This window comes from Vibrio sp. 10N.286.52.F8 (genome assembly GCF_041468745.1).
Lineage (GTDB): Bacteria > Pseudomonadota > Gammaproteobacteria > Enterobacterales > Vibrionaceae > Vibrio > Vibrio crassostreae_C.
Window position 1 is genome coordinate 255998 of record NZ_JBFRJF010000003.1, and the last position, 26105, is coordinate 282102.

Sequence of the window (26105 nt, forward strand, 5' to 3'; positions counted from 1 at the left end):
GAGATGCGAGATGCGAGATTGTGTAGTAAAAAGCTCAGGCAATAAAAAACGGAGCCTTAAGCTCCGCTTCTTATTGTATTCGCTAATTAAAAATTAACGAGCACGGAAGACGATGCGGCCTTTAGAAAGGTCGTATGGAGTCATCTCAACAGTTACTTTATCACCAGTAAGAATACGGATGTAGTTCTTACGCATTTTACCAGAGATGTGTGCTGTCACTACGTGACCGTTTTCAAGCTCAACACGGAACATTGTGTTTGGTAGAGTATCAAGGACAGTGCCTTGCATCTCGATTACGTCTTCTTTAGCCATCTAATCCTCTTTCGAAATTTGGCGGTTTTCAACGGCTTGATTGTGCCGTTAAAATCAAAATATGTAAAGTTGTCGCGTATTCTACCCTTGCCACCGCTGATTTACTAGCCTTTGATGACGTTGAAATCGTACTTTATAGTTCATCGCAGGGCATTCATCGATTTGATAACCCAAATATAACCATTGTTTTTGTTCTTTCTGGGCATGTTGGATCTGAAATAGAACGCCAAGTGTTCCCATCGAAATGTCTATATCAGGATCGAAGAAGGTATAAAACGCGCTCGTACAGTGAGCCATGATATCGGTTACGGCGATACCAACCAACTTGTTCTCATCATAGATGTGCATGAACTTTGTAGTAAGCCACTCATTTTTAGAGAATTGTAGAAACTCTTCTTTCTTGGGTGGGTACATGGTTCCCGAACGGTGACGAGCGGTGATATAGCGACTGTATAAGTCAAACCAGTTGTCATCCATCTCATCTTTCAGTTCCCAACGTAGTGATTTTCCTTTGTTAAGGATCCGTCGTTGGCTTTTGGAAAGCTTAACCTCAGGAATTGAAAGCCGAATCGCTTGGCATGCTGAGCAATTATCGCAATGTGGCTTATAAATGGTTGAACCACTGCGGCGAAATCCATTCGCAAGCAGAACTTCATAGTTATCTGAGGTGTGCATGTGTTCGTCAAGCGTGACCGCCACTCTCTCTTCGAAGTGAGGTAAGTAGCTGCAAGCGTGATTGTCTGTTAATCCAATTCTGATTTGTTGTAAATCTGGATTCATTAAGGCATTTCCTTTAGCCATTGGGTTTTAAAGCATGCATCGTCAACGGAGAACTCTTTGAGTAATTGCAGAGAGCCTAGGAATTCATCCCTATCAACCTCGATAGCGCCCAAGGATTCCAAGTGAGGGTTCATGACTTGGCAATCAATCAGTTGTCCGCCGAATCGGGTAAAGTGTTTACAAAAGTACCACAGCGCAATTTTAGAGGCATTGGTCTTTAGGCTGAACATCGATTCACCGCAAAAGACTTGGCCTCTTTGTAAGCCGTAAAGTCCACCGATCAGTTCATCATCTTGCCAAACCTCAACCGAGTGGCAGAAACCTAATGAAGCGAGTTTGCGGTAGGCTGACTGCATGTCGCTGTTTAGCCAGGTTTCTTCTTCGGGTCTTAGTGAAGAGCAATAACCAATTACTCTGTCCGTCGCTTGGTTGATGCTGACTCGGTAATTGTGCTTTCTTTGAAACTTTTTAAGACTTTTTGACGGTTCGAATGTCTTAGGATTAAATACCGCTCGCGGTGCAGGGCTCCACCAAAGTATAGGCTCACCTGGGCCATACCATGGAAATATACCTTGGCTATAAGCGTTTAAAATTCGCATTGGTGATAAATCACCACCGAAGGCGAGCAGACCGTTGGGGTCATCAAGCGCGTCGAAAGGCGAAGGAAACTCTATACTAGTAGTATCAAGTTCGGTTAGGTATATAGTCATAAGTACCGCATTACAGATTAATCACTGACCAAGAGGTCTTTAGGAGTTTTACCATGAAGAAGTTGCTTTGGATTTTACTTGTTTTGCCCATGTTGGCAAATGCAGCTTACAACAGAAACCAAGCTCGACCAGTAAACGAGGTGGTTTATGGTGAGATTGATACGGTCAGATACATCACTCAGCAAGAGATCGTTGAGTCGAAAGCGAATGGTTGGGAAACCTTGTTAGGTGCGGCGATTGGTGGCTTGATTGGTAACCAGTTTGGCGGCGGCACTGGTAAAGAAGTGGCGACAGCTGTAGGTGCAGTAGCAGGTGCGGGTATTGCTCGTAACCGAGGTAACACACAATATAAAGTAGAGTACAAACTGGTCGAGTTATTGGTCAAAACCAAAGACGATAAGTTGGTCAACATTATCCAAGATGTCGATAACTCGATGCTGTTCAACCGAGGCGATGATGTACGAATTCTCTATTTTTCAGATGGTGTTCGAGTTGATCTCGTGTACTAGTATATAAATACGATTGATTGGCTAATTAATCACCGGTTTGGGCCGGATTAGCTCTGGAGTTCATTGGAAAAGTTCGTTAGTCTGCAAGTACGAAGAATTATTCATCACCCGAAAATAAATACGCGCCAGTGACTTCGGGTGGTACAAGGACTATAAGATTTAATGGAAAGCCTTACGTTACAACCAATTCAAAAAGTGAGCGGGGAAGTTAATCTACCTGGCTCAAAAAGTGTTTCCAACCGTGCACTTCTTTTGGCTGCACTTTCAACGGGAACCACTCGCCTAACAAACTTACTAGACAGTGATGATATTCGCCATATGCTGAATGCTTTGACGCAATTAGGTGTTGATTATCAGCTGTCTGCAGACAAAACCGTCTGTGAAGTGACGGGTGTGGGTGGTGCATTCTCAAGTGACAAAGCCCTAGAGCTTTTCTTAGGCAATGCGGGTACGGCGATGCGCCCGCTGGCTGCTGCACTTTGTTTGGGGCGTGGTGAATATGTTCTGACTGGCGAGCCTCGCATGAAAGAGCGACCAATCGGTCACTTAGTGACTGCACTGCAAGAAGCCGGCGCCGACGTTGAATACCTAGAAAACGAAAATTACCCACCATTGAAGATCACGGGTACTGGCCTTAAAAGCGGTACGGTTTCAATCGATGGTTCTATCTCTAGCCAATTCTTGACGGCATTTTTGATGGCTGCGCCTTTAGCTGAAGGTGAGGTAACAATCAAAATTGAGGGTGAATTGGTCTCTAAACCTTACATCGATATCACGCTACACATTATGAAACAATTTGGTGTGGATGTTATCAACAACGATTACCAAGAGTTCGTAATTCCGACTGGGCAATCTTACTCAGCACCGGGTGATTTCTTGGTTGAGGGTGATGCATCATCTGCGTCATACTTCCTTGCAGCCGCAGCGATTAAAGGCGGTGAGATTAAGGTCACTGGTATTGGTAAAAACAGTATCCAAGGTGATATCCAATTCGCTGATGCGCTTGAAAAAATGGGTGCTGAAATTGAATGGGGTGACGACTACGTTATCTCTCGTTGTGGTGAGCTGAAAGGCATTGATATGGATTACAACCATATCCCAGACGCAGCGATGACTATCGCAACGACAGCTTTGTTTGCTAAAGGTACAACGGCAATCCGTAATGTTTACAACTGGCGTGTGAAAGAGACCGACCGCTTAGCGGCGATGGCGACAGAGCTTCGTAAAGTTGGCGCAGAGGTCGAAGAGGGTGAAGATTACATCATCGTTAACCCTGTTGCTCAACTGACACATGCGGCGATCGATACCTATGATGATCACCGTATGGCGATGTGTTTCTCGTTGGTGGCGTTGAGTGATACACCTGTGACAATTAATGATCCAGGTTGTACGTCAAAGACATTCCCTGATTACTTCGACAAGCTGAAAATGCTAAGTCTATAAAAATGCTTAGTATGTAAAGGTTTAGGAACAAAAAAGCTTGCCTAAGTGGCAAGCTTTTTAATTATTGCTGAATTGTAAATTCTTTCGAAAGGTGGTGCGCTAAGTATTTAAACATGTTAAATACCGCGGTTGTATTCTCGGTCGGCATTCCATTGCTGTCTAAGAAGTATTCACCTTTGAAGACGAGTACATCGTCTTTTTCTACTACGCTGTTTGCGCGCATGCCTTCAATGTAGTCATCATGTGATTGGATAATTTGGTTTGCGATAAGCAGTAAATCAAATTCTGCTATTACTTTCTTTGTCATGAGTTTATCTCTGATAACTGAATATAACGTTGAGTTTATGGTGTCGAACTAGAAATTCAATGATTTCACAACCGATTAAGAGAGTCTTTTCAAACATCCACAATTTATTTTGTGATTTACGGCAAAAATAATTGAATGGGGCTCGCGTTAGATTCGCGGACAAGCTTAGTATGAGCCCGTTTAGACGTAATGCCTGATGAATAGGCTCTTGCAAGTATTCTTAGTGAGTACTTTATAGCTTCTTTATATTGTGACCCTTTTATCTATGAGTCGTCGAATTGTCGAGCGATCAGATCCAATTTTGAAAAAAGCGGTTGATCTTCTAGTAATCTCGCACAATAGTAAAAAAAGAAGCAATGAATTTAGAATATCATGCGTAAAAGCCCACAAGCTAAATTGTTGGTGCTGAAGCATCGTGATTAAGGACGTTAGAGTCAATATGGGTAAATCGCTCGTTATAGTGGAGTCGCCAGCCAAGGCTAAAACTATCAATAAATATCTTGGCAAAGACTTTGTCGTTAAGTCGAGTGTAGGTCACGTACGTGATTTACCAACGGCAGGTCAAAGTACTGGTCAAAAGGCTGCTGCAGTTTCAACCAAGGGTATGAGCCCAGAAGACAAAGCTCGTATCAAGAAAGAAAAAGATCGCAAAGCTCTTATCAAAAAGATGGGTATCAACCCGTATAAAGAGTGGGAAGCGAACTACCAAATCCTACCTGGTAAAGAGAAAGTCGTCGCTGAATTGCAAAAACTGGCTGAGAACGCAGACCATGTTTATCTCGCAACCGATTTGGACCGCGAAGGAGAAGCTATCGCATGGCACCTTCGTGAGATCATCGGTGGCGATGAAACGCGATACAAGCGAGTGGTTTTTAACGAAATCACCAAGAATGCTATTCAACAAGCTTTCGAAACTCCAGGTGAGCTAAATATTGATGGCGTAAACGCACAACAAGCACGACGTTTTATGGACCGTGTTGTTGGCTTTATGGTGTCACCTCTGCTTTGGAAAAAAGTAGCACGAGGCCTATCCGCTGGCCGTGTTCAATCAGTCGCTGTAAAACTACTGGTTGAGCGCGAGCGCGAGATCAACGCTTTTATCCCTGAAGAGTTTTGGGATGTGCATGCTGATACCAAAACAGCAGAGAAAACAGATTTCAGACTGCAAGTCGCTCAGAAAGACGGCGTTGCGTTTAAACCTGATAATGAAGCGCAAACACAAGCTGCAGTTAGCGTTTTAGAAAAAGCGCAATACGAAGTCTGTAAACGTGAAGACCGCCCAACTAAGAGTAAGCCGTCTGCACCTTACATCACGTCGACACTGCAACAAGCGGCGAGTACCCGTCTTGGTTATGGCGTAAAGAAAACCATGATGCTGGCTCAACGCCTGTATGAAGCGGGTTACATCACTTATATGCGTACTGACTCAACCAACTTGAGTTCAGAAGCTGTAGAAGCCGCTCGTGAATACATTGGTTCTGAGTACGGCGCGCAATACCTTCCACCTAAAGCACTTGTATACGGCAGCAAAGAGGGCGCTCAAGAGGCCCACGAAGCGATTCGTCCTTCAAGTGTAGATGTTAAGTCGGAAGATCTAAACGGCGTAGACGCAGACGCACACAAGCTTTACTCGCTAATTTGGAATCAATTCGTTGCGTGTCAAATGACACCAGCTCAATACGATTCAACGACAGTAAGCGTTAAAGCAGATGAGTACACGTTGAAAGCGAAAGGTCGTATCCTTAAATTTGATGGTTGGACTCGTGTTCAGCGTCCAATGGGCAAGAACGAAGATACGATCCTTCCAGCAGTACAGATCGGCGATAAGCTTGATCTGATTGCGCTAGACCCTAAACAGCACTTCACTAAGCCACCGGCTCGTTTCACTGAAGCGGCGCTAGTTAAAGAGCTTGAGAAGCGTGGTATTGGTCGTCCTTCAACATACGCATCAATCATCTCAACGATTCAAGATCGCGGTTATGTAAAAGTTGAACAGCGTCGTTTCTATGCTGAGAAGATGGGTGAAATTGTTACTGACCGTCTAGATGGCAGTTTCAATGACCTAATGAACTACGACTTCACTGCTCGTATGGAGCAGAAGTTGGACCAAATCGCAGAAGGCGAAGCAAGCTGGAAAGGCGTGCTAGATAACTTCTTCGAAGACTTTACTGGCGATTTGGAAAAAGCAGACTTAGACGAAGACGCTGGTGGCATGAAGCCAAATCATATCGTGGAAACCGATATTGAGTGTCCGACTTGTAGTCGTAAAATGGGTATTCGTACTGCTTCGACAGGCGTATTCCTTGGTTGTTCTGGCTATGCACTTCCACCAAAAGAGCGTTGTAAGACAACAATCAACCTTGGTGATGAAGAAGGCATTATCAACGTGCTTGAAGAAGACGTTGAAACAGCAGCACTTCGAGCTAAAAAGCGTTGTCCTATTTGTGAAACGGCAATGGATGCCTATCTAATCGATGATAAGCGTAAGATGCACGTATGTGGTAACAACCCGAACTGTGAAGGTTATGTGGTTGAGCACGGCGAATTTAAAGTGAAAGGCTACGATGGTCCACTTGTTGAGTGTGACAAGTGTGGTTCTGACATGGTTCTGAAGAACGGTCGTTTTGGTAAATACATGGACTGTACGAGTGAAGATTGTAAGAACACTCGTAAGATTCTGAAAAATGGCGAAGTTGCGCCACCAAAAGAAGACCCGGTACATTTCCCTGAACTTCCGTGTGAAAATTCAGACGCGTACTTTGTTCTTCGTGACGGTGCTTCTGGTCTATTTATGGCTGCGAGCAACTTCCCTAAATCACGTGAAACGCGTGCACCGTTAGTGGAAGAGCTGGTTCGCTTTAAAGACCGTATCTCACCTAAGTTTCAATACCTAGCATCAGCACCAGTTGCTGACCCTGATGGTAAGCCGACAGTGGTTCGTTTTAGTCGTAAGACCAAAGAAAACTACGTTCGTACTGAAGTAGATGGAAAACCGTCCGGTTGGACTGCGTTGTACATCGACGGTAAGTGGGAAGTTACGGATAAGCGTAAAAAACCTAAAGAGAAGTAACTGAAAGTTATTGATGAAAAAGCAGCCTAATGGCTGCTTTTTTTGATCTCAATATGACTAAATATGCAACGTGTTGATTTGGTGTTTCGTCGACGAGAATTTATTAAATTCACACTGTAAAATAAATAAAGGCAATTAATCACATCTTCTTATGTAACTTTAACGAGAATGTAACTTAATTAAAATATTGTAACTCACAGATCAGTGTTTAGTTGTATACCTGATGTGTGTCGGGTGTTAATGTAATGTTTCGCCCGCACGGTGTAATGTGAGCTGCTTTAAGTCTTAGGAAAGCAATCAGCTTACGTACCACAGAATGGCGTATTAAAAATTGAATTCGGCCGAAAAGTCGATAACGTATATAAAACCAAGTGCAAAGAATAGTGCACACATAACAACGTTTGGCTTAGGATATTGTCACTGTATGTGAATGGATATTCGCTAAATACCGAAATAAGTGTTGGTGCTCATCCCCCAGAGGAAGATACCTCTACGAGTACTAACATCGACAAGCTATAGATATATGGAGAATAAAATGGCTGGTGTATTGGGAATGATTCTTGCTGGTGGTGAAGGCTCACGCTTAAGACCTTTAACTGAATCTCGCAGCAAACCCTCGGTTCCTTTCGGTGGTAGTTACCGCTTAATTGATTTCGCTCTGAACAACTTCGTTAATGCTGATCTGATGAAGATCTACGTATTGACACAATTTAAGTCACAATCACTGTTCCACCATATGAAAAAAGGTTGGAATATCAGTGGTATAACAGACCGTTTTATCGACCCAATTCCTGCGCAAATGCGTAAAGGAAAGCGTTGGTATGAAGGCACAGCAGATGCTATCTACCAAAACATGGGCTTTATGGAGCTGGAAGAACCAGATCAAGTTTGTATTTTTGGTTCAGACCATATCTATAAAATGGACATCAAACAGATGCTTGATTTCCATAAAGAAAAGAAAGCAGCGCTAACAGTATCAGCTTTGCGCATGCCGCTTGCTGAAGCATCAGAATTCGGTGTTATCGAGGTTGATGCTGATGGCCGTATGATTGGCTTTGAAGAGAAACCTGCAAATCCGAAGTCGATTCCGGGCGATCCAGAATCAGCGCTCGTTTCAATGGGCAACTACGTGTTCGAAGCGAAAGAGCTTTTTGCTGAACTAACGGAAGATGCTGATAGAGAAGGTTCGACACACGATTTCGGTAAAGACATTATTCCAAACATGTTCCCACGTGGTGATGTGTTTGTTTATGATTTCAGCACCAACCGTATTACTGGTGAGAAAGAAGAAGTTTACTGGCGCGATGTAGGTACGATTGACGCGTACTGGCAAGCGCATATGGACCTTCTTAAGAAAGATGCGCCATTCTCGCTATACAACCGTAAATGGCCTCTACACACTTATTACCCGCCACTGCCACCAGCTACGTTTACTGATTCGGCAAATGGTCGAATTCAGATCATTGATAGCCTTGTGTGTAGCGGTAGTTATGTACGTGGTTCGCGTATTGAAAAGAGTGTATTGGGCTTCCGCAGCAATATCGCATCAGCGTGTGATATTAGCGAAAGTATCTTACTCGGTGATGTAAAAGTGGGTGAGGGTTGTATCCTGCGCCGCGTTATCATTGATAAAGATGCAGATATCGCACCGGGTACACAGATTGGTGTGAATCTGACAGAAGACAAAAAGCATTACCACGTATCTGACGATGGTGTTGTAGTGATTTCTAAAGGAGCACGAGTTGGTTACTAAGACTCTCTCGGTACTTTTTGTAGCGTCTGAAGTTGAAGGCTTGATTAAAAGTGGTGGCTTGGCTGATGTAGCCAAGGCACTACCGAAAGCGTTGCAAACACTCGAACAGGACGTTCGAGTGACTATCCCCGCATATAGAAATATTCCAAACATTGATTCAGCAGAAGTTATTTTATCGACTGAACTCGATCATTGGCCTCATACGGCTTACCAAGTTAAAAAACTGAGCGTAGAAGGCGTTCCAGTTTTTGGTATTGAATGTGCCAAATATTTCGACCGTCAAGAAATGTACGCAGAAAACAATCAAGCTTATGCTGATAACGGAGAGCGCTTCTCGTTCTTCAGTGCAGCCTGTCTTGATATGCTTCCTAAGCTTGGTTTTCAACCGGATATCATTCATGCAAACGACTGGCATACTGGTTTTGTACCTTTCTTGCTTAAATCGCGTTATCAACAACACGATTTCTTTGAAAATACGCGCAGTGTTATCTCGATTCACAATGCGGTTTTCAAAGGTGCGTTTGCATACGACGAACTGCAATTCCTACCTGAGATGCACAGCTACAATGTGCCGGAAGCTTCAGTAAGTGACACTCATGTCACTATGTTAAGAGCTGGCGTGATGTGCGCAGATAAGGTGAACGCAGTAAGTCCTACCTATGCAGAAGAGTTGAAAACGGAGTTAGGTAGCCATGGTATGGCAGCAGAATTCCAACACAGATCGGCTGATCTGTTCGGCATTTTGAATGGGTGTGATTACGGGGCTTGGAATCCGGAAACTGATGCTTTCCTGCCTCGTAAATACAAAGCGACCAAGCACAGCATGGCTCGCGGAAAATCAGCTTGTAAGCAAAAACTGCAACAAGATGTAGGTTTACCCGTTGCCGACTGCGCGGTTTATGGCATGGTTTGTCGCCTGACGAATCAGAAAGGTGTTCATTACTTACTGCCTATCATCGAACAGTTTTTGAAAAATGACCTTCAGATCGTGATTGTCGGTACTGGCGATCCGGTTTTGGCGAGTCAATTGAAAGAGCTATCAGCACTTCACTCAGATAAGTTCTCGTTCGTAGAAGCGTACAATAATGAACTTGCGCATTTGGTTGAAGCGGGCTCTGATTTCTTCTTGATGCCTTCGGAATTTGAACCGTGTGGCTTAAACCAAATCTACAGCATGGCTTACGGTACTTTGCCGATTGTTCGTTCTGTGGGAGGTTTAAAAGACAGCGTGAATGATTACGATGAAGATCCTGAAGTCGCGACTGGGTTTGCTTTTGAAGAGCCAACACCGCAGGCGTTATTGGCTGTGTTACATCGTTCATTACTGCTTTATGCACAAAACCCATCTGAAATTAAGCGTGCTCAGCTTTATGCGATGCAGCAAGATTTTAGTTGGGAAGATGCGGCTAAAGAATACCTAGCTATGTATCATTCAGCATTTTAACTTGTTGACTTAGCTTTAAAATTAGCGGGCGGGCAACAACAGCTCGTAATAAATGAAGGCGCTCTAATTGTTGAGTGCCTTTTTGTTTCCTGGTCAGAGCACATCACGTTTACGAAGACAAAGCTTGCAAACTCATTTTTGTCAGGTAGAAAAGGTGAGGTAGGTATTCACATGACTAATGATAGGTTTGACACTATTATCACTTAAAGTTCTTAATAGCGTGGTATCCTTAGTCATCGCCTCGTGATGAGGCATAGCTCCATTCCAATAATTAAAGCGATAGGTATGTCTGAGAGTTTACTATTTCATAAAACATTTACTCACCCTACGAGCGATGAGTGGGTTGTATTTGTGCATGGCGCAGGAGGCAGTTCCTCCATCTGGTTCAAGCAGATCAAAGCGTATAAACAGCATTTCAACTTACTTCTCATTGATCTGAGAGGGCACGGTAAATCAGACAATATACTTAAAGGGCTGATTTCGAATCGTTATACGTTCAAATCGGTGACGCTTGATATTCTTAAAGTGTTAGACCATCTTAAGATCCGTTCTGCACATTTCGTTGGCATGTCTTTGGGCACGATTATTGTGCGTAACGTTGCCGAACTGGCGGCTGGCCGTGTACGTTCAATGGTACTGGGTGGCGCTGTCACCAAGCTAAACACTCGCTCTCAAGTGTTAATCAAGTTGGGTAACCTCAGCAAGCACATCATTCCTTACATGTGGTTATACAGCCTTTTTGCTTATGTTGTGATGCCACAAAAGAGCCAAAAAGAGTCTCGTCACCTTTTTATCCGCGAAGCCAAAAAACTGTGCCAGAAAGAATTTAAACGCTGGTTTATCTTAACGGCTGATGTAAACCCCTTGATGAAATATTTTAAAGATAGAGAGCTACCAATACCGACTCTTTATTTGATGGGTGAACGTGACTACATGTTTATTAAGCCTGTAAAAGAAATGGTTGCAGCGCATGAATCGAGTGAGCTAGTAGAAATCCCGAATTGTGGACACGTGTGTAACGTGGAAAACCCTGAAGAGTTTAATCAGCGTTCGATTGCGTTTATTCAAAAACAAATTCAGTGATTTTCTAGGCGTGAAATCAAACATGATGAGTTAATCGAATTGAAATAAAAACGGGAAGCTAACTTTAGCTTCCCGTTTTTAATTGGAGGAGGTATCTGACCGAATCGTTCTATCAGGTCACTGAAACCCTGCTATTCAGGTGAGGCAGCACCGCACTGCCAGCAAGAGCCGAATTGCGCTTCGTTGACTTCATGACACTCACCACAACGCCACTCTTCATAGATGATCGAATCTTGCTGCTTTTGGTAGTCATTGACGAGCATGCGAGCTTTACTGGCCAATTCTGGCTCATATAACCATACGTAAGGGTCAGTTTCTTCAGTGAATGGGATTTCCCCCTTTAATCCGAACAACCCCTCGCCACGGACTTCACAGGCAATATTCTCGCTTTCTAACAACCCACAGATGATATGAGCTTCTGTCGGATTCGATGCACTGAAGATTTTCATTGAAATAGAACCTTATTCGGCTATCTGTGTTGTTTAGATATTATAAACTATTCTGCTATATACATTATTCAGCTACGGGTGCTGAGCGAAACTTACCCATCAACCATTTAGCCACTATTGGGAATATCCCCAATAATGCAAATGACAATAGTACTGAAGGGGAGACGATGCCCGAAAGTGAATCAATTTCTGCGAGCTGAGTACCAGCATTCAAGAAAACCGCCGTCCCCGGTAACATCCCGATTTGACTCGTAATGTAGTAACGACTCACTGACATCGGTGTTAGACCCATCAATAGGTTGATAAGGAAAAATGGGAATACAGGAATCAGACGCAGAGAAAACAGGTAAAATGCGCCGTCTTTTTCAACCCCCTTGTTAATCGTCGCCAATTTGTCACCAAACTTGGTTTGAATCCAGTCACGCAACAGGTAACGGCTACTTAAGAAAGCTAAGGTCGCACCGATCGCACTTGCGAAAGATACCAGTAGCAAGCTGTTCCAGAAGCCAAATAGCGCGGCCCCTAATAAGGTTACAACAGCGGCACCAGGAATGGAGAAAGCCGTAATCATGACATACGCGACAAAATAGATAGCGGCAGCCGCAATAAAGTTGCTGTCAATGTAGTCATTTAACACAGCTTGTTGGGCCTTAGCATTTTCAAGCGTTAAGTACTGGCCGAAATTGATGCCTAACAAGACGATGGTTACGACCAACACAATACCCAATATCATTTTCTTACTCATTGATACTTCCTCTAAATTTTCAATGCATACCGATAGTATAGATAGACAGGCAAAGCATAGATTAACTTTCACCAGTTAATAAAAAACTATTTGTTCTAGACGATGGATCGGGGGCAAAAAGCTAGCCTAATTGCTTAGTCTTATGTTAGCGACAAGTATTGGCGGAATAGAGGTGGAAAAAGATTCGTTGATTAGAAGGTTGTGACTCTCTGCTAGGGACTTGTTTTGTATGCATTATTTTATTAGCGATAATTTGTACCACGTAAAAAGTAACAAAAATTTGAAAGAGTTTTGGTCTTGGCTCGTTCTATATACGTAACAATCGTGGCATGAAGATTGTTTTAGATAATTATTCAGGCAGACAACTAAGGAGCTAGCTATGAAATTATTATCAATGATTACGGTTATTGCTACAACGGGCCTATTCTCTTTCCAAGCCATGGGATCGGGCGTCTATCACCGTGCGGCTGTTGAGTCTAAAGTATTTAAAGGCGATGTAGTGGCGAGCCAATCACAGGCTTACGAATCTGGAAAAAAAATCTGGATGGATATAAACAGTAAGCGCTCATATGAATTGAGCAAAATCTTACCGCAAGCCTCTGAAAAAGTAGATGTACGCTCGTTTGAAATCAAAAACGGTACCATCAAAGTAAAAGAAATAATGGATTCCTCTGGAGAAATTAACTTCATTCCGATGGTTAAAGTGGATTACAAATACTATTACCGTCCATCTTTTTGAACTCAGTGGTTCAGCTATACATAAGACTAGTTTTGTCGACATAAAAAAAGCCGCAGTAAATGCGGCTTAGTTATGTATATAGATTGCACTGACAATGTTAATTGACGCGATTGATAAGCTCTTCGCGACGTTGCTGCGGTATAACAGACCAATGTGTACCATTGATCGCGCCTTCTAGCGCCCAAAGTAGTTCAATACTGACGGAAGACGCATGCGATTCTTTGATGGCGTTAAATGCGTTTACAGAGCCAGATTCATATAAACGTTCGACAGAATCGATCCCTGCCTTTTTCAACATACGCTCGGTAGCGAGTCGAAGATTAGGCAGATCTTTGAGTCGGGTCGGCTTAGCAGAAGACTGCTCAGCTTTTTCTTCTTTAGCAAAACCCAGAGACGTCGTTGCAAGCTGCAAGATTTTCTCTTGGTCTTGCCAGAGGCCTTCAGGTAAAGCGAAATATTTAGTAACGACAGGGAAACCACGTTTTTTGTAGACGTACGGTTGAAACCCTTGTTGTTCGAACTGTTTCGTTGTGCATTTGTCTGCTCGTATGTGCAGCTGGTCATTTACAACCAGAGCAAACATAGTGTCATCAGCAAAAAGACCGAAGCCACCAAACATCGAGCGTGATTTTATTTTTCCTAGGGATTCAAATAATTTCATTGAATCCTTTAGTATCGGTTTATCCATGTTATTTATCTCGGTGTATTTGAACTACGCCACCAAATAAGCAGGTCCGAGAGATTAGCAAAATGTTGCAATTACATTGTCAATAAGCCGTAAATTACTAAATTATTAGTAGTTACTGCATTTTGCCATCGGTAACCCCGCTACCATACCAACGAGTGGTTTAGGCCGGAAGCTTTGCGTCTCACTCTTTCAAGTGATTTGCCCTGTGCGTGACTGATTGAATAGAATAAAGTTTTTGTTGAATGAGGCTCACACTTGTTATTTCAAAATGTGATATTGCTTCAATTAATGATCTTTCTGTTGTGCATATAGGTTCATTATAGCTGTTGATAAAAAAAGCGCACCTAAAGGTGCGCTTGATGAAATTAAACTCGAATTATCAATTAATTTAACGTCTTAACTGTACTTCGTTCAACAATTTCAGGGTGCATTTCGAAGACGCGTTTTTCGTGGTCTTTGTCTTTGATGCGCTCCAATAGAATTTCGAATGCATTCTTACCAACACGACGTTTTGGTTGGTGAACTGTCGTTAACGGCGGAGAGAAGTATTCAGCGAGTTCGATGTTGTCGTAACCGATCACTGAGATATCTTCAGGAATGCGGATGCCTTTTTCTTGCAGTCGGCTCATTAAGCCGAGTGCCATTGTGTCGTTAAAGCAGAATACCGCCGTTGGACGATCTTCCATCTCAACGATTTGTTCTGCAGCAAGAACAGCCGTATCACACTCGAAGTTGCCTTCGATGATCATATTGTCATCGGCAGAAATTTTAGCTTCGTTAAGTGCGCGCTTGTAACCGGCAATACGTTCAACACATGCTGCTTTGTCTAAGTGGCCACTTAAACATGCAATCTTAGAGTGACCGCGTTCAATAAGGTATTTGGTCGCTAGGTAGCCACCTTCTTCAGAGTTATCGATGATCTTATCAGCTTGAGAACTCTCTGGGCCCCAGTCCATAATAACTTTAGGGATGTCAGCGTGACGGTCTAACATCTCTCTTAGTTCTTCAGTTAGGTCAGAACACATAACTAAGATGCCATCTACACGTTTCTCTGCAAGCATTCGAATGTAGTCACGTTGCTTCTCATAGATACCGCCCGTATTACACAGGATCAAAGTGTAACCTTGACGGTAGCAGTAGCTCTCAACACCATCGATAACTTCAGAGAAGAATAGATTAGTTGATTGAGTCACTAGCATGCCGATGGTGCGTGTTGTATTACACTTCAAGCTACGAGCAACAGCACTTGGTGCATAGTTCAGTTCATCTACGGCTTTGTTTACTTTTTCTTGCGTTGCTTCTGCAACAAAGCGAGTTTTATTGATTACGTGAGAAACGGTTGTTGTTGATACGCCGGCTAAGCGAGCGACATCTTTTATAGTGGCCATGGTTTTATCCTATTAGAAGCTACTTTCCCAAAGTACGGAATAAAGTAGCCGTTAAGCTACCTAACTAAGAGCTTAAATTTGTAGGGCTCTTTGGGTACTAAAAGTGCTAAAAAACAAAAAACCGCTATTGAGCGGCTTGTCTTAACACCGAAATGCTCAAAACTATAATAAGCATAGCATTTCGTGAATGTTTCATATTTTATCGTTTGCGGTCACAATTTTAGACTGACTAGAAATTACTCGCAATAAAATTCACCCGGAAATCCGGGTGAATTGTCACATTCTTCTGAATTTATTTAACGAGTCATCCAATAAGCTTATTCACCAGCGAGGTATTGGGTGTCCAATTTGCAGAATGCAAGTAGCAGAGATGAGACACTAGCGTAGAAACCGAATTCGTCAACGTCATGACATTTAACGTTGAACTTTGGTACCCAAGTAAGAAGTTGTTGCTCGATAAATTGCTGTTGAACAATGAACGATTTTTCTAGCTCTTCTTCAAGTTCCGTTTCATTAGAACGGATGATCAAGTTGCCAAGGAAGTCGAGTTCGATAGCGATGTGGTCAGCTGGTTCTTTTAGGTCTTGGTTCACCACTAAGTTGTGCTTAGCCATGATCTCTTCCATATCTTTTGCTGGCTTATCATTCAAAAGGCCAGTCTCACCGATATACATAGAAGCGTAAGGAAGTGCGCCATGCTTATCTGTTTTTAAGAATAAGTCACAGAAGTCAGCAGACAATTCTAGTTGAGCATCTTCACGCGTTTGTAGGCGGTTTAGCGCATCCACTAGGCTATCGATCGCTGGCTTTAGTGTTTCATTTTCGCCTAAACCAGTTAGGAAAGAACGAATTTCAACAGAGTGGTAGTGATCGAGTTCTTCTTGAGTGAGCTCTTTAGCGAATAAGCTTGATAGCCACCAGTATATTTCTGCTCTTTGCTCGTTGAACGCTTTCGTATCTTTCATTTGTTAGATCCTGACTTAGTCTTGTGATGTTGCTTATATGCATCTTGAAGTCACTTGGGCATAAGCACACCAAGGCTGAATAACAAGGTTATTTGCGAAACGCAAAGTTACTCGTTAGTAGTAATGCCTATATTGAATTGCGATGGACGATAAATAGCAAGGTTTAAGATTGTCTTGTATCAAAAAAAATCCATGTTTCTGGCTTTTATCTTCTGTACCACTAGAATTGTTACTAGTTATGAATAGAATAGTCACTGAAACTATTAAATAAGAAAAGTGGTGTAGATGAGCTATCACGTATTAGTCGTAGAAGATGATGTGGTAACCCGCAGTAAACTGGTTGGATACTTCCAGAACGAGGGTTACACAGTGAGCGAAGCAGAAAGCGGCGCTCAAATGAGAAACGTGTTAGAAGAAAACAACGTTGACCTCATTATGCTGGACATCAACTTACCAGGCGAAGATGGATTGATGCTAACTCGCGAATTACGCAGTCAATCAGACATTGGAATTATTTTAGTTACTGGACGCACGGATAGCATCGACAAAATCGTTGGCCTTGAAATGGGCGCTGACGATTACGTTACTAAACCCTTCGAACTTCGCGAGTTATTAGTTCGAGTTAAAAACCTACTTTGGCGTATTTCTGCTGCTCGTAAAACAGCAGCGGGCGCAGTCGAAGAAATATCAGATGAGTCTGTGGTTCGTTTTGGTGAGTGGACATTTGATATCCCTCGTCGTGCGTTAAGCAAAAACGGCGAACCGGTGAAATTGACCAAAGCAGAATACGAACTGCTAGTGGCATTGTCTTCTTACCCTAACCAAGTATTAAGCCGCGAACGTATTTTGAATATGATTAGCCACCGAGTGGACGCGCCTAATGACCGTACTATCGACGTATTGATTCGTCGTATGCGTGCAAAAATGGAGTTTGATCCTAAGAACCCACAAATTTTTGTGACGGTTCACGGTGAAGGTTACATGTTCGCTGGTGATTGATTTCCTTCGGAAGTGATTAATCAACAACGACATTTAAACGTAAAAAGCCGAGACACCATTGATGTCTCGGCTTTTTTATTGCTTAGCTTTCATTGTTAACGAACAGAGAACCTAAAAATACTTGCCGACTCAGTCTGCTCAGTATGAGTTTAAAGATTCAATTGGCTTACTGAGGCTGAGCCGCAGAAACTTCACCGTCATCTTCAACTAAGCTGGAAGCTTCTGGAATCACCGGCTCTTCAACAATGTCATTGCTTGTATCAAGCCAATCACGTAAATCTTGCCAAACTAATCCCATGGTTTCGTGCCAGTAACGCTCAGTCTGCTCAAGGTAGAGAGCTTTTGGCATGTACTTATTCCAAGGCTCAACAACGCCTTCTTGTGCAAGGTAGTTGGTTGGTGCAGGCAGTGGTTTCATACCAGCTGCATGGAATTCATTGAGTGCACGAGTCATATGGCTCGCTGAAGTCACCAGAACCATTTTTTTATTCTTAACGAACGCAGCGGCTTGGCGAGCTTCTTCCCAGGTGTCTTTTGCGGTTTCAAGCAGAATGATGTCGGGCTTTGCTACGCCAAGTGCTAATGCAACTTTAGCCATCATTCTTGCGTTACTGACTTCAGTGCCTGCGCCATAGCCAGACAAAATGAGTTTTGCACCAGGGTAGAGGCGTAGAATACGAATCCCTTCACTTAAACGCATCAGGCCGGTGCGGCTAAGTTCTGATGTCGGTGGAATTTGGTCGTCTACGACGTGACCACTTCCGAGAACCATTACGTAATCGACGGTTTCATCGACAGGTAAAAAAGCGGTGTGTTGCCTTTCCATTGGCATTAAAAGTTGACTAGAAACTGGTTGGAAAGCGATTAGGAAAATACCACATAGGGCTGAAAGGGAGATTAAGCAACCCGTCTTCCTTTTGGTAGTAAACATCACTAGGGCTAAACCCAGAAAAGCGAGAATTAACATTGCTGGCAGTGGCATCAATAGCGAAGACACTACTTTTTTCAGCTCAAACATATCCGAATAGTCCGAAAAAACATCACTTAGTAGTAAAAAGAGACATCGCCTCTTTATTCCTGAAATTCCTGTGACAGAATAGCAGGCACGATAGGACATAATAACTCAAGTAGCCGTGACTGAAGACCGTAATTTCGACGATATTGCCCACAAATTTGCAAAAAATATTTACGGCTCTGACAAAGGAGAGATCCGTCAGATCATCGTATGGGAAGATTTAGAACAAGCTTTGAGCAAGTTTGAGCAATCAGCTTCTCCGCTGCATGTGCTTGATGCTGGAGGCGGCCTTGCACAGATGTCGCAAAAAATTGCGTCGCTTGGGCATAACGTTTCTCTGTGTGATCTCTCTTCTGAAATGCTGAAGCTCGCAGAAGAAAGTATCAGCGAAGCGGGTTTGCTAGAGCAATATCGATTTATTCATTCACCAGTACAAAAAGTCGCAGAACATCTAGATGAGAAAGTCGATTTTGTGATGTTTCATGCCGTAATGGAATGGTTAGCCGATCCTAAAGAGGCGCTTGATTTATTGCTTGAACAAGTTAAACCGGGTGGCGTTGCCTCGATAATGTTTTACAACCACCACGGATTAGTCCTGAAAAATGTTATTTGTGGCAACATTCCTCATGTATTGAATGGGATGCCACATCGAAAACGGTTTAAGCTGCAACCACAAAAAGGCTTGAAGCCGGAAGAGGTTTATCAATGGATAGAAGACGCTGGTCTAGAAATCTGTGGTAAATCAGGCATTCGCTCTTTCAGTGACTACATAGGTAATATGGAGTACATGGGCGATTACCAATTTGAAGATGTATTGGAACTGGAAAAACAGCTATGTCGCCAAGAGCCATATCTGTCACTAGGCCGTTATATTCACGTTTGGGCTCAAAAACCTGCGCAATAACAGCGGTGAATGTGGTAAAAGAAGCCACAACATGCGCTATGCAATCGTAAGAAGCCCGCGTCATAAAGAAATAGGCGTCATATCTAATACATTCGATATGACGAAGAACAGTAACAGGAACCACAATGAGTGAAATGACTCAAACTGCCGAAGAGCAGCCAATTGATGAGTTGGTGGGCTGGGTCAAGCAGCATGATTTTTCATTAAACTTGCCACCAGAGCGCTTAGCATTTTTGATTGCTATCGCAGTACTAAGCAATGAAAGGTTCGATGAAGAGTTGGGCGAGGGTGAACTGCACGATGCATTTACCATCGTCACTCGACTGTTTGAAGATACTGGCGAAGCGTCCGCGTTTCGTGCCAACAATGCCATCAACGAGTTAGTTAAACAGAAGTTGATTAGCCGCTTTACCAGCGAAATCACCGATGGTGCGAGTATTTATCGCTTATCACCATTGGCGATTGGTATTTCAGATTATTACTTACGCCACCGTCAGTTCTCTAAGTTAAAACTGTCTATCCAGCTTTCTATGGTTGCGGACGAGATGGCAAAAGCCATTGAAGCAGCACAAAAAGGCGGAACTCCAGGACATTGGAGAAAGAATGTTTACGGCGTGCTCAAGTATTCTGTTGGTGAAATTTTCGATCAGATTGATCTTAACCAACGTGTTATGGATGAGCAGCAGCAAACCGTTAAACAGCAAATTGCCGACCTTTTAAACAAGGATTGGCGAGAGGCGATTAACAACTGTGAAACCTTGCTTTCAGAAACCTCGTCCACACTAAAAGAATTGCAAGACACCTTGCAAGCGGCGGGGGATGAACTGCAAACACAGATCCTCGATATTCAAGAAATTGTTTACGGTGACGATGAACTCGAGTTCGTTGGCGAAACCCTGTTCGGCTTGCAGATGAAGCTAGACCGAATCACCAGTTGGGGCCAACAAGCCATCGATTTATGGATCGGCTACGACCGCCATGTTCACAAGTTCATCCGTACCGCGATTGATATGGATAAAAACCGCGCCTTTAGCCAGCGCTTGCGTCAGTCAGTCACTGACTACTTTGATGCGCCTTGGTTATTGACCTACGCCGATGCTGAGAAGCTGACGGATCTTCGTGATGAAGCGCTCGTGCTTCGTGATGACGAAGTGATGGGACAAGCACCAATCGACGTAGAGTACGAAGAATTTGAGCAAGTAAATGACCTGCTTTCAGATCGAATTGCAGAGATGTTAAAAGCTCACAAACAGCAAGGCGCGCCAATTGATCTTGGCCTTGTGTTACGCGATTACCTCGCTGCACACCCTCGCACACACCATTTTGATTTAGCCAGAATTGTTGTCGACCAAGCCGTGCGCTTAGGTTACTCAGAGTCTGACTATCAGGCTATTCAGCCAGATTGGCAGGCAATTAACGATTTCGGTGCAAAGGTACAAGCAAATGTCATTAACAAGTACTGATGATTACATGCCAGAGAAACTGGTAAAAGCGATAGCGAACCCACTGTTCCCTGCGCTAGATAGCATGCTGCGTTCAGGTAAGCATGTTTCAACAGAAGACCTAGATAACCACGCGTTGCTGTCTGATTTTGAAGTTGAGCTTCAGCATTTCTATCAACGCTACAATACGGAATTGGTAAAAGCGCCGGAAGGTTTCTATTACCTGCGTCCGCGTTCTACGTCTCTGATTGGTCGTAGTGTGTTGTCTGAGCTCGACATGTTGGTTGGCAAGGTGTTGTGTTTCTTATACCTAAGCCCAGAACGTCTTGCTCATGAAGGTATCTTCACCAACCAAGAACTGTTTGATGAGTTGATGTCGTTAGCGGATGAGAAAAAACTCATGAAGCTAGCAACCAACCGTGCGTCTGGTTCTGACCTAGATAAAGAAAAGCTGTTCGAAAAAGTCCGTACTTCTCTACGTCGCTTACGCCGTATCGGTATGTTGATTGCGATTGGTGAAACCGGCAAGTTCCGTATCAGCGAAGCGGTATTCCGTTTTGGCGCTGACGTTCGTGTTGGCGATGATATGAAAGAAGCGCAGTTACGTCTTATCCGTGATGGTGAAGCTGTGGTGCATACCCAAGAGCCTAACCAAGGTAGCTTGTTGAATGAAGAACAAGCGGAAGCCACATCAGAAGTAGATGCAGACGTAGACGAAAACGGTCAACAAGACATTTTTAACGATCAAGCTGACTTTGACCTTGAGTCAAATGCTGGCGAACAAACAAAAGTAGAAGGTGAAGCATGATTGAAAGAGGTAAGTATCAATCATTAACCATGGTCAACTGGAACGGCTTCTTTGCGCGTACTTTTGATATTGATGGATTGGTTACAACGCTTTCTGGCGGTAACGGTGCGGGTAAGTCGACCACAATGGCGGCATTCATCACAGCACTGATCCCTGACCAAAGCCTTCTGCATTTCCGTAACACAACGGAAGCGGGTAGCTCACAGTCATCTCGTGATAAAGGCCTTTACGGTAAGCTTCAGCCAGGCGCATGTTATGCCGCACTAGATGTTGTGAACTCTCGTAATCAGCGTCTATTGTTTGCAGTAAAACTGCAGCAAGTCGCGGGTCGTGATAAGAAAGTCGACATTAAACCGTTCGTTATCCAAGGCCTTCCAAGCCATGTGAAACCAACGGATGTGTTGATTCAGAACGTTTCAGACAGCCACGCTCGCGTATGTCAGTTGAACGACGTGAAAGCGGCGGTTGCACAATACGAAGGCTCGCATTTTAAGGCCTTCTCTTCGATTGTTGATTACCACTCGCAAATGTTTGAATACGGTGTGGTACCGAAGAAACTACGTAACAGCAGCGACCGTTCTAAGTTCTACCGCCTAATTGAAGCATCACTTTACGGTGGTATCTCAAGTGCGATTACGCGTTCTCTGCGTGATTACCTGTTACCGCAAAATGGTGGTGTGAAGAAAGCGTTCCAAGACATGGAATCAGCACTACGCGAAAACCGTATGACGCTAGAAGCGATCAAAACGACTCAGTCGGATCGTGATTTGTTTAAGCACTTGATCACTGAATCTACGAACTACGTGGCAGCAGATTACATGCGCCATGCTAACGATCGTCGCAACAAGCTTGATCAAACCATGAAGTTCCGTGGTGAACTGTTTGGTTCGCGTGAAACCTTGCATGATCAAAACAACTTGTTGAACCGTGTTCAAGAAGAATTAGAGCTGTTGGTCGATCAAGAGTCGGCACTAGAGCAAGATTATCAAGCGGCTTCGGATCATCTTCAATTAGTTCAAACTGCACTTCGTCAGCAAGAGAAAATTGCCCGCTACAGCGAAGATCTAGAAGAGCTTAACGAGCGTCTAGAAGAGCAAATGATGGTGGTTGAAGAAGCTCAAGAGCGAGTACTTCTTGCTGAAGAGCAGGCAACCATCACTGAAGAAGAAGTGGATAGCCTGAAAACTCAGCTTGCTGACTACCAACAAGCGTTGGATGTTCAGCAAACGCGTGCACTTCAATACCAGCAAGCGGTTCAAGCATTAGAGAAAACTAAGCAGTTGCTTGGTGATGAATCTATTACGGCAGAAAGCGCACTAACTCTGGTTTCAGAGCTAAAAGCACAAGAAGAATCAAGCACTCAAACGCTACTGTCGACGAAGCATAAACTAGACATGTCTTCTGCTGCTTCTGCACAGTTCGACAAAGCGCTCGCTCTTGTTAAAAGCATCGTTGGTGACGTTGAGCGTAAAGAAGCGTCTAACAGTGCTAAGCAAGCGTTAGAAAAAGGCCGTAACGCAAAACACGTTGTTGAAAACGAACAACAGTGGCGTGCTCAGCACCGCGACATGGCTCGTGATGTGGCGCAGCAGCGTCAAGCAAAAGAGCTTGCGACTGAATACCAAAAGCAACACAACATCTCACTAACTGACGAAGCGGTTTTCGATGAAGAACGTGAACGCCATACAATGCAGATCGAGTCTCTTGAGTACGCTCAAGAAGAGCTGCGTGAAGCGAAGAGTGAGCAACGTCGTGTGCAACAAAACCACGACCAAGAGATTCAAAAACTTGAATCTATTGCTCCAGCGTGGATCACGGCGAACGACGCACTTGAAGCCCTAAGAGATCAAACAGAAACTGAGCTAGAAGATAGCCAAGCAGTAATGACTCAAATGCAGCAAGTGCTTGAAGACGAAAAATCTCAAGCGGTAGCGAAAGATCAATTAGCGACTCGTCGTGCGCAGCTTGAGCAAGAGATTGAACGCTTAGCTTCTCCGGGTGGTTCTAACGATCCTCGTTTGAAAGGTCTGGCGGATACGCTTGGTGGCGTGTTGCTTTCTGAGATCTACGATGACATCACGATTGGTGATGCGCCGTACTTCAGTGCGATGTACGGCCCAGCTCGTCACGCAATTGTGGTTTCTGATCTTGATGGTATTAAAGAGAAGCTGGTGGATCTTGATGATTGTCCAGAAGACCTTTACATCCTAGAAGGCGATGTCGACGCGTTTGATGACAGTTCATTTAATGCCGATGAGCTTGAAGGCGCAGTATGTGTTCAGCTGAACGATCGCCAAATGCGTTACTCACGTTTCCCTGAGATCCCACTGTTTGGCCGTGCGGCTCGTGAACAACGTCTAGAGAAATTGCGCGAAGAGCGTGACGTTGTTGTTGAGAACCACGCGAAAGCCGCGTTTGACTCTCAAAAGCTGAATCGTCTATATCAAGCATTCAACAGCTTTGTTGCGAAGCACCTGCACGTTGCGTTTAACGCAGACCCAGAACAAGCACTTGCTGCGATTCGTGATAAGCGTAATCAAATTGTTCGTTCTCTGGCTGAGCTTAACTCTAAAGAGCAGCAGCAACGTAGCCAGCTTCTACAAAGCAAGCAGGCACTCGGTGCGCTAGATAAATTAGCTCCAATGGTTCGTATTTTAGAAGACGAAACATTGGCTGAGCGCTTAGCTGAATTAGAAGCACAACTAGAACGTCTGAGTGAAGCTAAGTCTTACTTGAATACGCACGGCAAGGCGCTTGCTTCTCTAGAACAGATCGTATCTGCACTAGACGCTGACCCAGAGCAGTTCGAAGCTTTGGAAGCCGAATATCGTCAATCTGATAACGCGCTACAAACGCTAAAAGGCAAAGTGTTCGCACTGTCTGATCTGATTGAGCGTCGTCACTACTTTGCTTACGCAGATTCTGTTGATTTGCTTAACAAGAGCAGTGAACTGAGCGAGCAATTAAAAGCGAAACTGGTTCAAGCTGAACAAGCAAGAACCAAAGGCCGCGATGGTTTGAAGCAAGCTCGCGAACAGATGAACCAATACAACCAAGTATTGGCGGCACTGAAGAGCTCACATCAAGCGAAGCAAGAAACGGTTCAAGAGTTCAAACAAGAGCTACAAGAGTTCGGCGTAAACGCTGACGAAGGCGCTGAAGAGCGTGCTGTACGTCGTCGTGACGAGCTTCAAGAGCGTCTGCACACATCTCGCAGCCGTAAGAGTGAATACGAGCGTACGATTACGTCAACTGAACTTGAGATGAAAGCACTGGCTAAGCGTCTTAAGAAAGTTCAAAAAGAGTACACCGAGCTTCGTACTTTCGTTGTTGCAGCAAAAGCAGGCTGGTGTTCAGTACTTCGCTTAGCTCGTGAAAATGATGTTGAACGTCGTCTTCATAAGCGTGAACTGGCTTACCTAACGGCGGGCGAGCTTCGTTCTATGTCGGATAAATCACTGGGTGCTTTACGTCTAGCTGTAGCTGACAATGACGACCTACGTGATTCGCTGCGTCTATCTGAAGACAACGCACATCCAGAGCGTAAGGTTCTGTTCTACATTGCGGTTTATCAACACCTTCGCGAGCGTATTCGCCAAGACATCATTCATACGGATGATCCGGTTGAAGCAATCGAAGAGATGGAAGTTGAGCTCGCTCGATTAACAGAAGAACTGACGCAGCGTGAAAACCGCTTGGCGATCAGCTCTGAGTCGGTAGCAAGCATCATCAAGAAAACGATTCAGCGCGAGCAGAACCGTATTCGAATGCTGAACCAAGGGCTGTCGAACATCTACTTTGGTCAGGTTAAGGGCGTACGTCTGAACGTTAAGATTCGTGAAAGCCACGAGATCTTGCTATCAGGGCTAGCGACTCAGCAAGAGCAACACAAAGACTTGTTTGAATCAACACGCTTTACCTTCTCAGAAGCGATGGCGAAGTTGTTCCAACGTGTTAACCCACATATCGATATGGGTCAACGTTCTCCACAAGTTCTAGGTGAAGAGCTACTGGATTACCGCAACTACTTAGAATTAAGTGTTGAAGTTAACCGTGGTTCAGACGGTTGGTTACAAGCGGAATCGGGCGCACTGTCTACGGGTGAAGCGATCGGTACTGGTCAGTCTATCCTACTGATGGTTGTTCAGAGCTGGGAAGAAGAGTCTCGTCGACTTCGTAGCAAAGACATCGTTCCATGTCGCTTGTTGTTCCTTGATGAAGCAGCACGTCTGGATGCGAAATCTATCTCTACACTGTTTGAACTGTGTGACCGTTTGGGTATGCAACTTCTGATTGCAGCACCAGAGAACATTAGCCCTGAGAAAGGCACAACCTACAAACTGGTTCGTAAGGTCTTTAAAGATCACGAGCACGTACATGTTGTTGGCCTGCGCGGTTTTGCTCAAAACAAACCGGCATCCCCAGTTCAAGAGCTTATTGAAGAAGCTGAGCAATAACCTTGATAGCCGAGTCATAGCCTTGATAGCCGAGCAATAAGCTTGATAACTGAGTTATAAGCTCGAAAGCGACTCAATGTCTCGTCCTAAAATAC

22 protein-coding genes and 1 riboswitch are annotated in these 26105 nt (G+C 44.0%); of the genes, 12 read left to right on the plus strand and 10 right to left on the minus strand.

The genetic code is table 11. The annotated features are described in order from the left end of the window. Positions 1-93 precede the first annotated feature (93 nt). From infA to aat, 3 genes are all read right to left on the minus strand, one after another. Entirely contained in the window at positions 94-312 is a 219-nt protein-coding gene (gene infA, locus AB4133_RS01425; protein ID WP_001040192.1) for a translation initiation factor IF-1, read from the minus strand. An 81-nt stretch (positions 313-393) separates the two neighbouring features. Next, a complete protein-coding gene (locus AB4133_RS01430; RefSeq protein WP_065585123.1) occupies positions 394-1092 on the minus strand; it encodes an arginyltransferase in 699 nt (232 codons plus the stop codon). Next, entirely contained in the window at positions 1092-1802 is a 711-nt protein-coding gene (gene aat / locus AB4133_RS01435; protein ID WP_017063504.1) for a leucyl/phenylalanyl-tRNA--protein transferase, read from the minus strand. The genes AB4133_RS01430 and aat overlap by 1 nt, the downstream gene beginning before the upstream one ends. A gap of 53 nt (positions 1803-1855) precedes the next feature. Here aat and AB4133_RS01440 point away from each other — a divergent pair, with 53 nt between their 5' ends. Together AB4133_RS01440 and aroA are read left to right on the plus strand one after the other, a co-directional pair. Next, complete coding sequence (locus AB4133_RS01440) at positions 1856-2311, plus strand: glycine zipper 2TM domain-containing protein (RefSeq protein WP_004736438.1); 456 nt, start codon at positions 1856-1858, stop codon at positions 2309-2311. A 162-nt stretch (positions 2312-2473) separates the two neighbouring features. Further along, on the plus strand, positions 2474-3754 hold the full coding sequence (gene aroA / locus AB4133_RS01445; protein ID WP_372223812.1) for a 3-phosphoshikimate 1-carboxyvinyltransferase: 1281 nt from the start codon (positions 2474-2476) through the stop codon (positions 3752-3754). Positions 3755-3815: 61 nt separating this feature from the next. On the opposite strand, the gene AB4133_RS01450 is transcribed toward aroA, so the two are convergent. Further along, the gene (locus tag AB4133_RS01450) at positions 3816-4061 is read right to left on the minus strand and encodes a YciN family protein (protein WP_017062104.1); all 246 of its coding nucleotides are present in this window, start codon (positions 4059-4061) and stop codon (positions 3816-3818) included. Positions 4062-4500: 439 nt separating this feature from the next. Between AB4133_RS01450 and topA the strand changes: the two genes are divergently transcribed. The 4 genes from topA (at position 4501) to AB4133_RS01470 (ending at position 11411) form a co-directional block, all read left to right on the plus strand. Beyond that, positions 4501-7131, plus strand: a complete 2631-nt coding sequence (gene topA / locus AB4133_RS01455) for a type I DNA topoisomerase (RefSeq protein WP_372109830.1) — start codon at positions 4501-4503, stop codon at positions 7129-7131. A 523-nt stretch (positions 7132-7654) separates the two neighbouring features. Next, positions 7655-8884, plus strand: a complete 1230-nt coding sequence (glgC, locus tag AB4133_RS01460) for a glucose-1-phosphate adenylyltransferase (RefSeq protein ID WP_080582251.1) — start codon at positions 7655-7657, stop codon at positions 8882-8884. Next, positions 8874-10328, plus strand: a complete 1455-nt coding sequence (gene glgA / locus AB4133_RS01465) for a glycogen synthase GlgA (RefSeq protein WP_372223814.1) — start codon at positions 8874-8876, stop codon at positions 10326-10328. Before glgC ends, glgA begins: the two co-directional genes overlap by 11 nt. Positions 10329-10613: 285 nt before the next feature. Further along, a complete protein-coding gene (locus AB4133_RS01470; RefSeq protein ID WP_017062100.1) occupies positions 10614-11411 on the plus strand; it encodes an alpha/beta fold hydrolase in 798 nt (265 codons plus the stop codon). Positions 11412-11542: 131 nt separating this feature from the next. Here the strand turns inward: AB4133_RS01470 and AB4133_RS01475 are convergent, their stop codons facing one another. Together AB4133_RS01475 and AB4133_RS01480 are read right to left on the minus strand one after the other, a co-directional pair. Next, positions 11543-11860, minus strand: a complete 318-nt coding sequence (locus AB4133_RS01475) for a DUF2007 domain-containing protein (RefSeq protein WP_017062099.1) — start codon at positions 11858-11860, stop codon at positions 11543-11545. Positions 11861-11924: 64 nt separating this feature from the next. After that, the gene (locus AB4133_RS01480) at positions 11925-12605 is read right to left on the minus strand and encodes a TVP38/TMEM64 family protein (RefSeq protein WP_017072239.1); all 681 of its coding nucleotides are present in this window, start codon (positions 12603-12605) and stop codon (positions 11925-11927) included. Positions 12606-12984: 379 nt separating this feature from the next. Here AB4133_RS01480 and AB4133_RS01485 point away from each other — a divergent pair, with 379 nt between their 5' ends. Beyond that, positions 12985-13344, plus strand: coding sequence for a DUF3316 domain-containing protein (locus AB4133_RS01485; RefSeq protein WP_017067843.1), 360 nt, complete (start codon positions 12985-12987; stop codon positions 13342-13344). A gap of 97 nt (positions 13345-13441) precedes the next feature. On the opposite strand, the gene AB4133_RS01490 is transcribed toward AB4133_RS01485, so the two are convergent. The 3 genes from AB4133_RS01490 to torD form a co-directional block, all read right to left on the minus strand. Continuing rightward, positions 13442-14032: a TfoX/Sxy family DNA transformation protein gene (locus AB4133_RS01490; protein ID WP_004736448.1), complete on the minus strand. Its 591-nt coding sequence runs from the start codon at positions 14030-14032 to the stop codon at positions 13442-13444. 127 nt (positions 14033-14159) lie between these two features. Further along, a riboswitch (cyclic di-GMP riboswitch) is annotated at positions 14160-14245 on the minus strand. Between the two features lie 170 nt (positions 14246-14415). Continuing rightward, positions 14416-15420: an HTH-type transcriptional repressor PurR gene (gene purR / locus AB4133_RS01495; protein WP_017063507.1), complete on the minus strand. Its 1005-nt coding sequence runs from the start codon at positions 15418-15420 to the stop codon at positions 14416-14418. 317 nt (positions 15421-15737) lie between these two features. Further along, positions 15738-16385: a molecular chaperone TorD gene (gene torD, locus AB4133_RS01500; RefSeq protein ID WP_017093386.1), complete on the minus strand. Its 648-nt coding sequence runs from the start codon at positions 16383-16385 to the stop codon at positions 15738-15740. A gap of 285 nt (positions 16386-16670) precedes the next feature. Here torD and torR point away from each other — a divergent pair, with 285 nt between their 5' ends. Then, entirely contained in the window at positions 16671-17384 is a 714-nt protein-coding gene (gene torR, locus AB4133_RS01505; protein WP_017062094.1) for a two-component system response regulator TorR, read from the plus strand. Between the two features lie 166 nt (positions 17385-17550). Here the strand turns inward: torR and elyC are convergent, their stop codons facing one another. Next, on the minus strand, positions 17551-18402 hold the full coding sequence (elyC, locus tag AB4133_RS01510; RefSeq protein WP_372223815.1) for an envelope biogenesis factor ElyC: 852 nt from the start codon (positions 18400-18402) through the stop codon (positions 17551-17553). A 115-nt stretch (positions 18403-18517) separates the two neighbouring features. On the opposite strand from elyC, the gene cmoM reads away from it, so the two are divergent. The 4 genes from cmoM (at position 18518) to mukB (ending at position 26010) form a co-directional block, all read left to right on the plus strand. Next, the gene (gene cmoM / locus AB4133_RS01515) at positions 18518-19303 is read left to right on the plus strand and encodes a tRNA uridine 5-oxyacetic acid(34) methyltransferase CmoM (RefSeq protein ID WP_017063509.1); all 786 of its coding nucleotides are present in this window, start codon (positions 18518-18520) and stop codon (positions 19301-19303) included. A 125-nt stretch (positions 19304-19428) separates the two neighbouring features. Further along, positions 19429-20766 carry a chromosome partition protein MukF gene (gene mukF, locus AB4133_RS01520; RefSeq protein ID WP_017055049.1) on the plus strand — a complete coding sequence of 446 codons (1338 nt, stop codon included), beginning with the start codon at positions 19429-19431 and terminating at the stop codon, positions 20764-20766. After that, positions 20747-21553 (plus strand): chromosome partition protein MukE, encoded by an 807-nt coding sequence (gene mukE / locus AB4133_RS01525; protein WP_017067527.1) that lies wholly within the window; start codon positions 20747-20749, stop codon positions 21551-21553. Before mukF ends, mukE begins: the two co-directional genes overlap by 20 nt. After that, the gene (mukB, locus tag AB4133_RS01530; protein ID WP_372223816.1) at positions 21550-26010 is read left to right on the plus strand and encodes a chromosome partition protein MukB; all 4461 of its coding nucleotides are present in this window, start codon (positions 21550-21552) and stop codon (positions 26008-26010) included. Before mukE ends, mukB begins: the two co-directional genes overlap by 4 nt. Positions 26011-26105 lie beyond the last annotated feature (95 nt).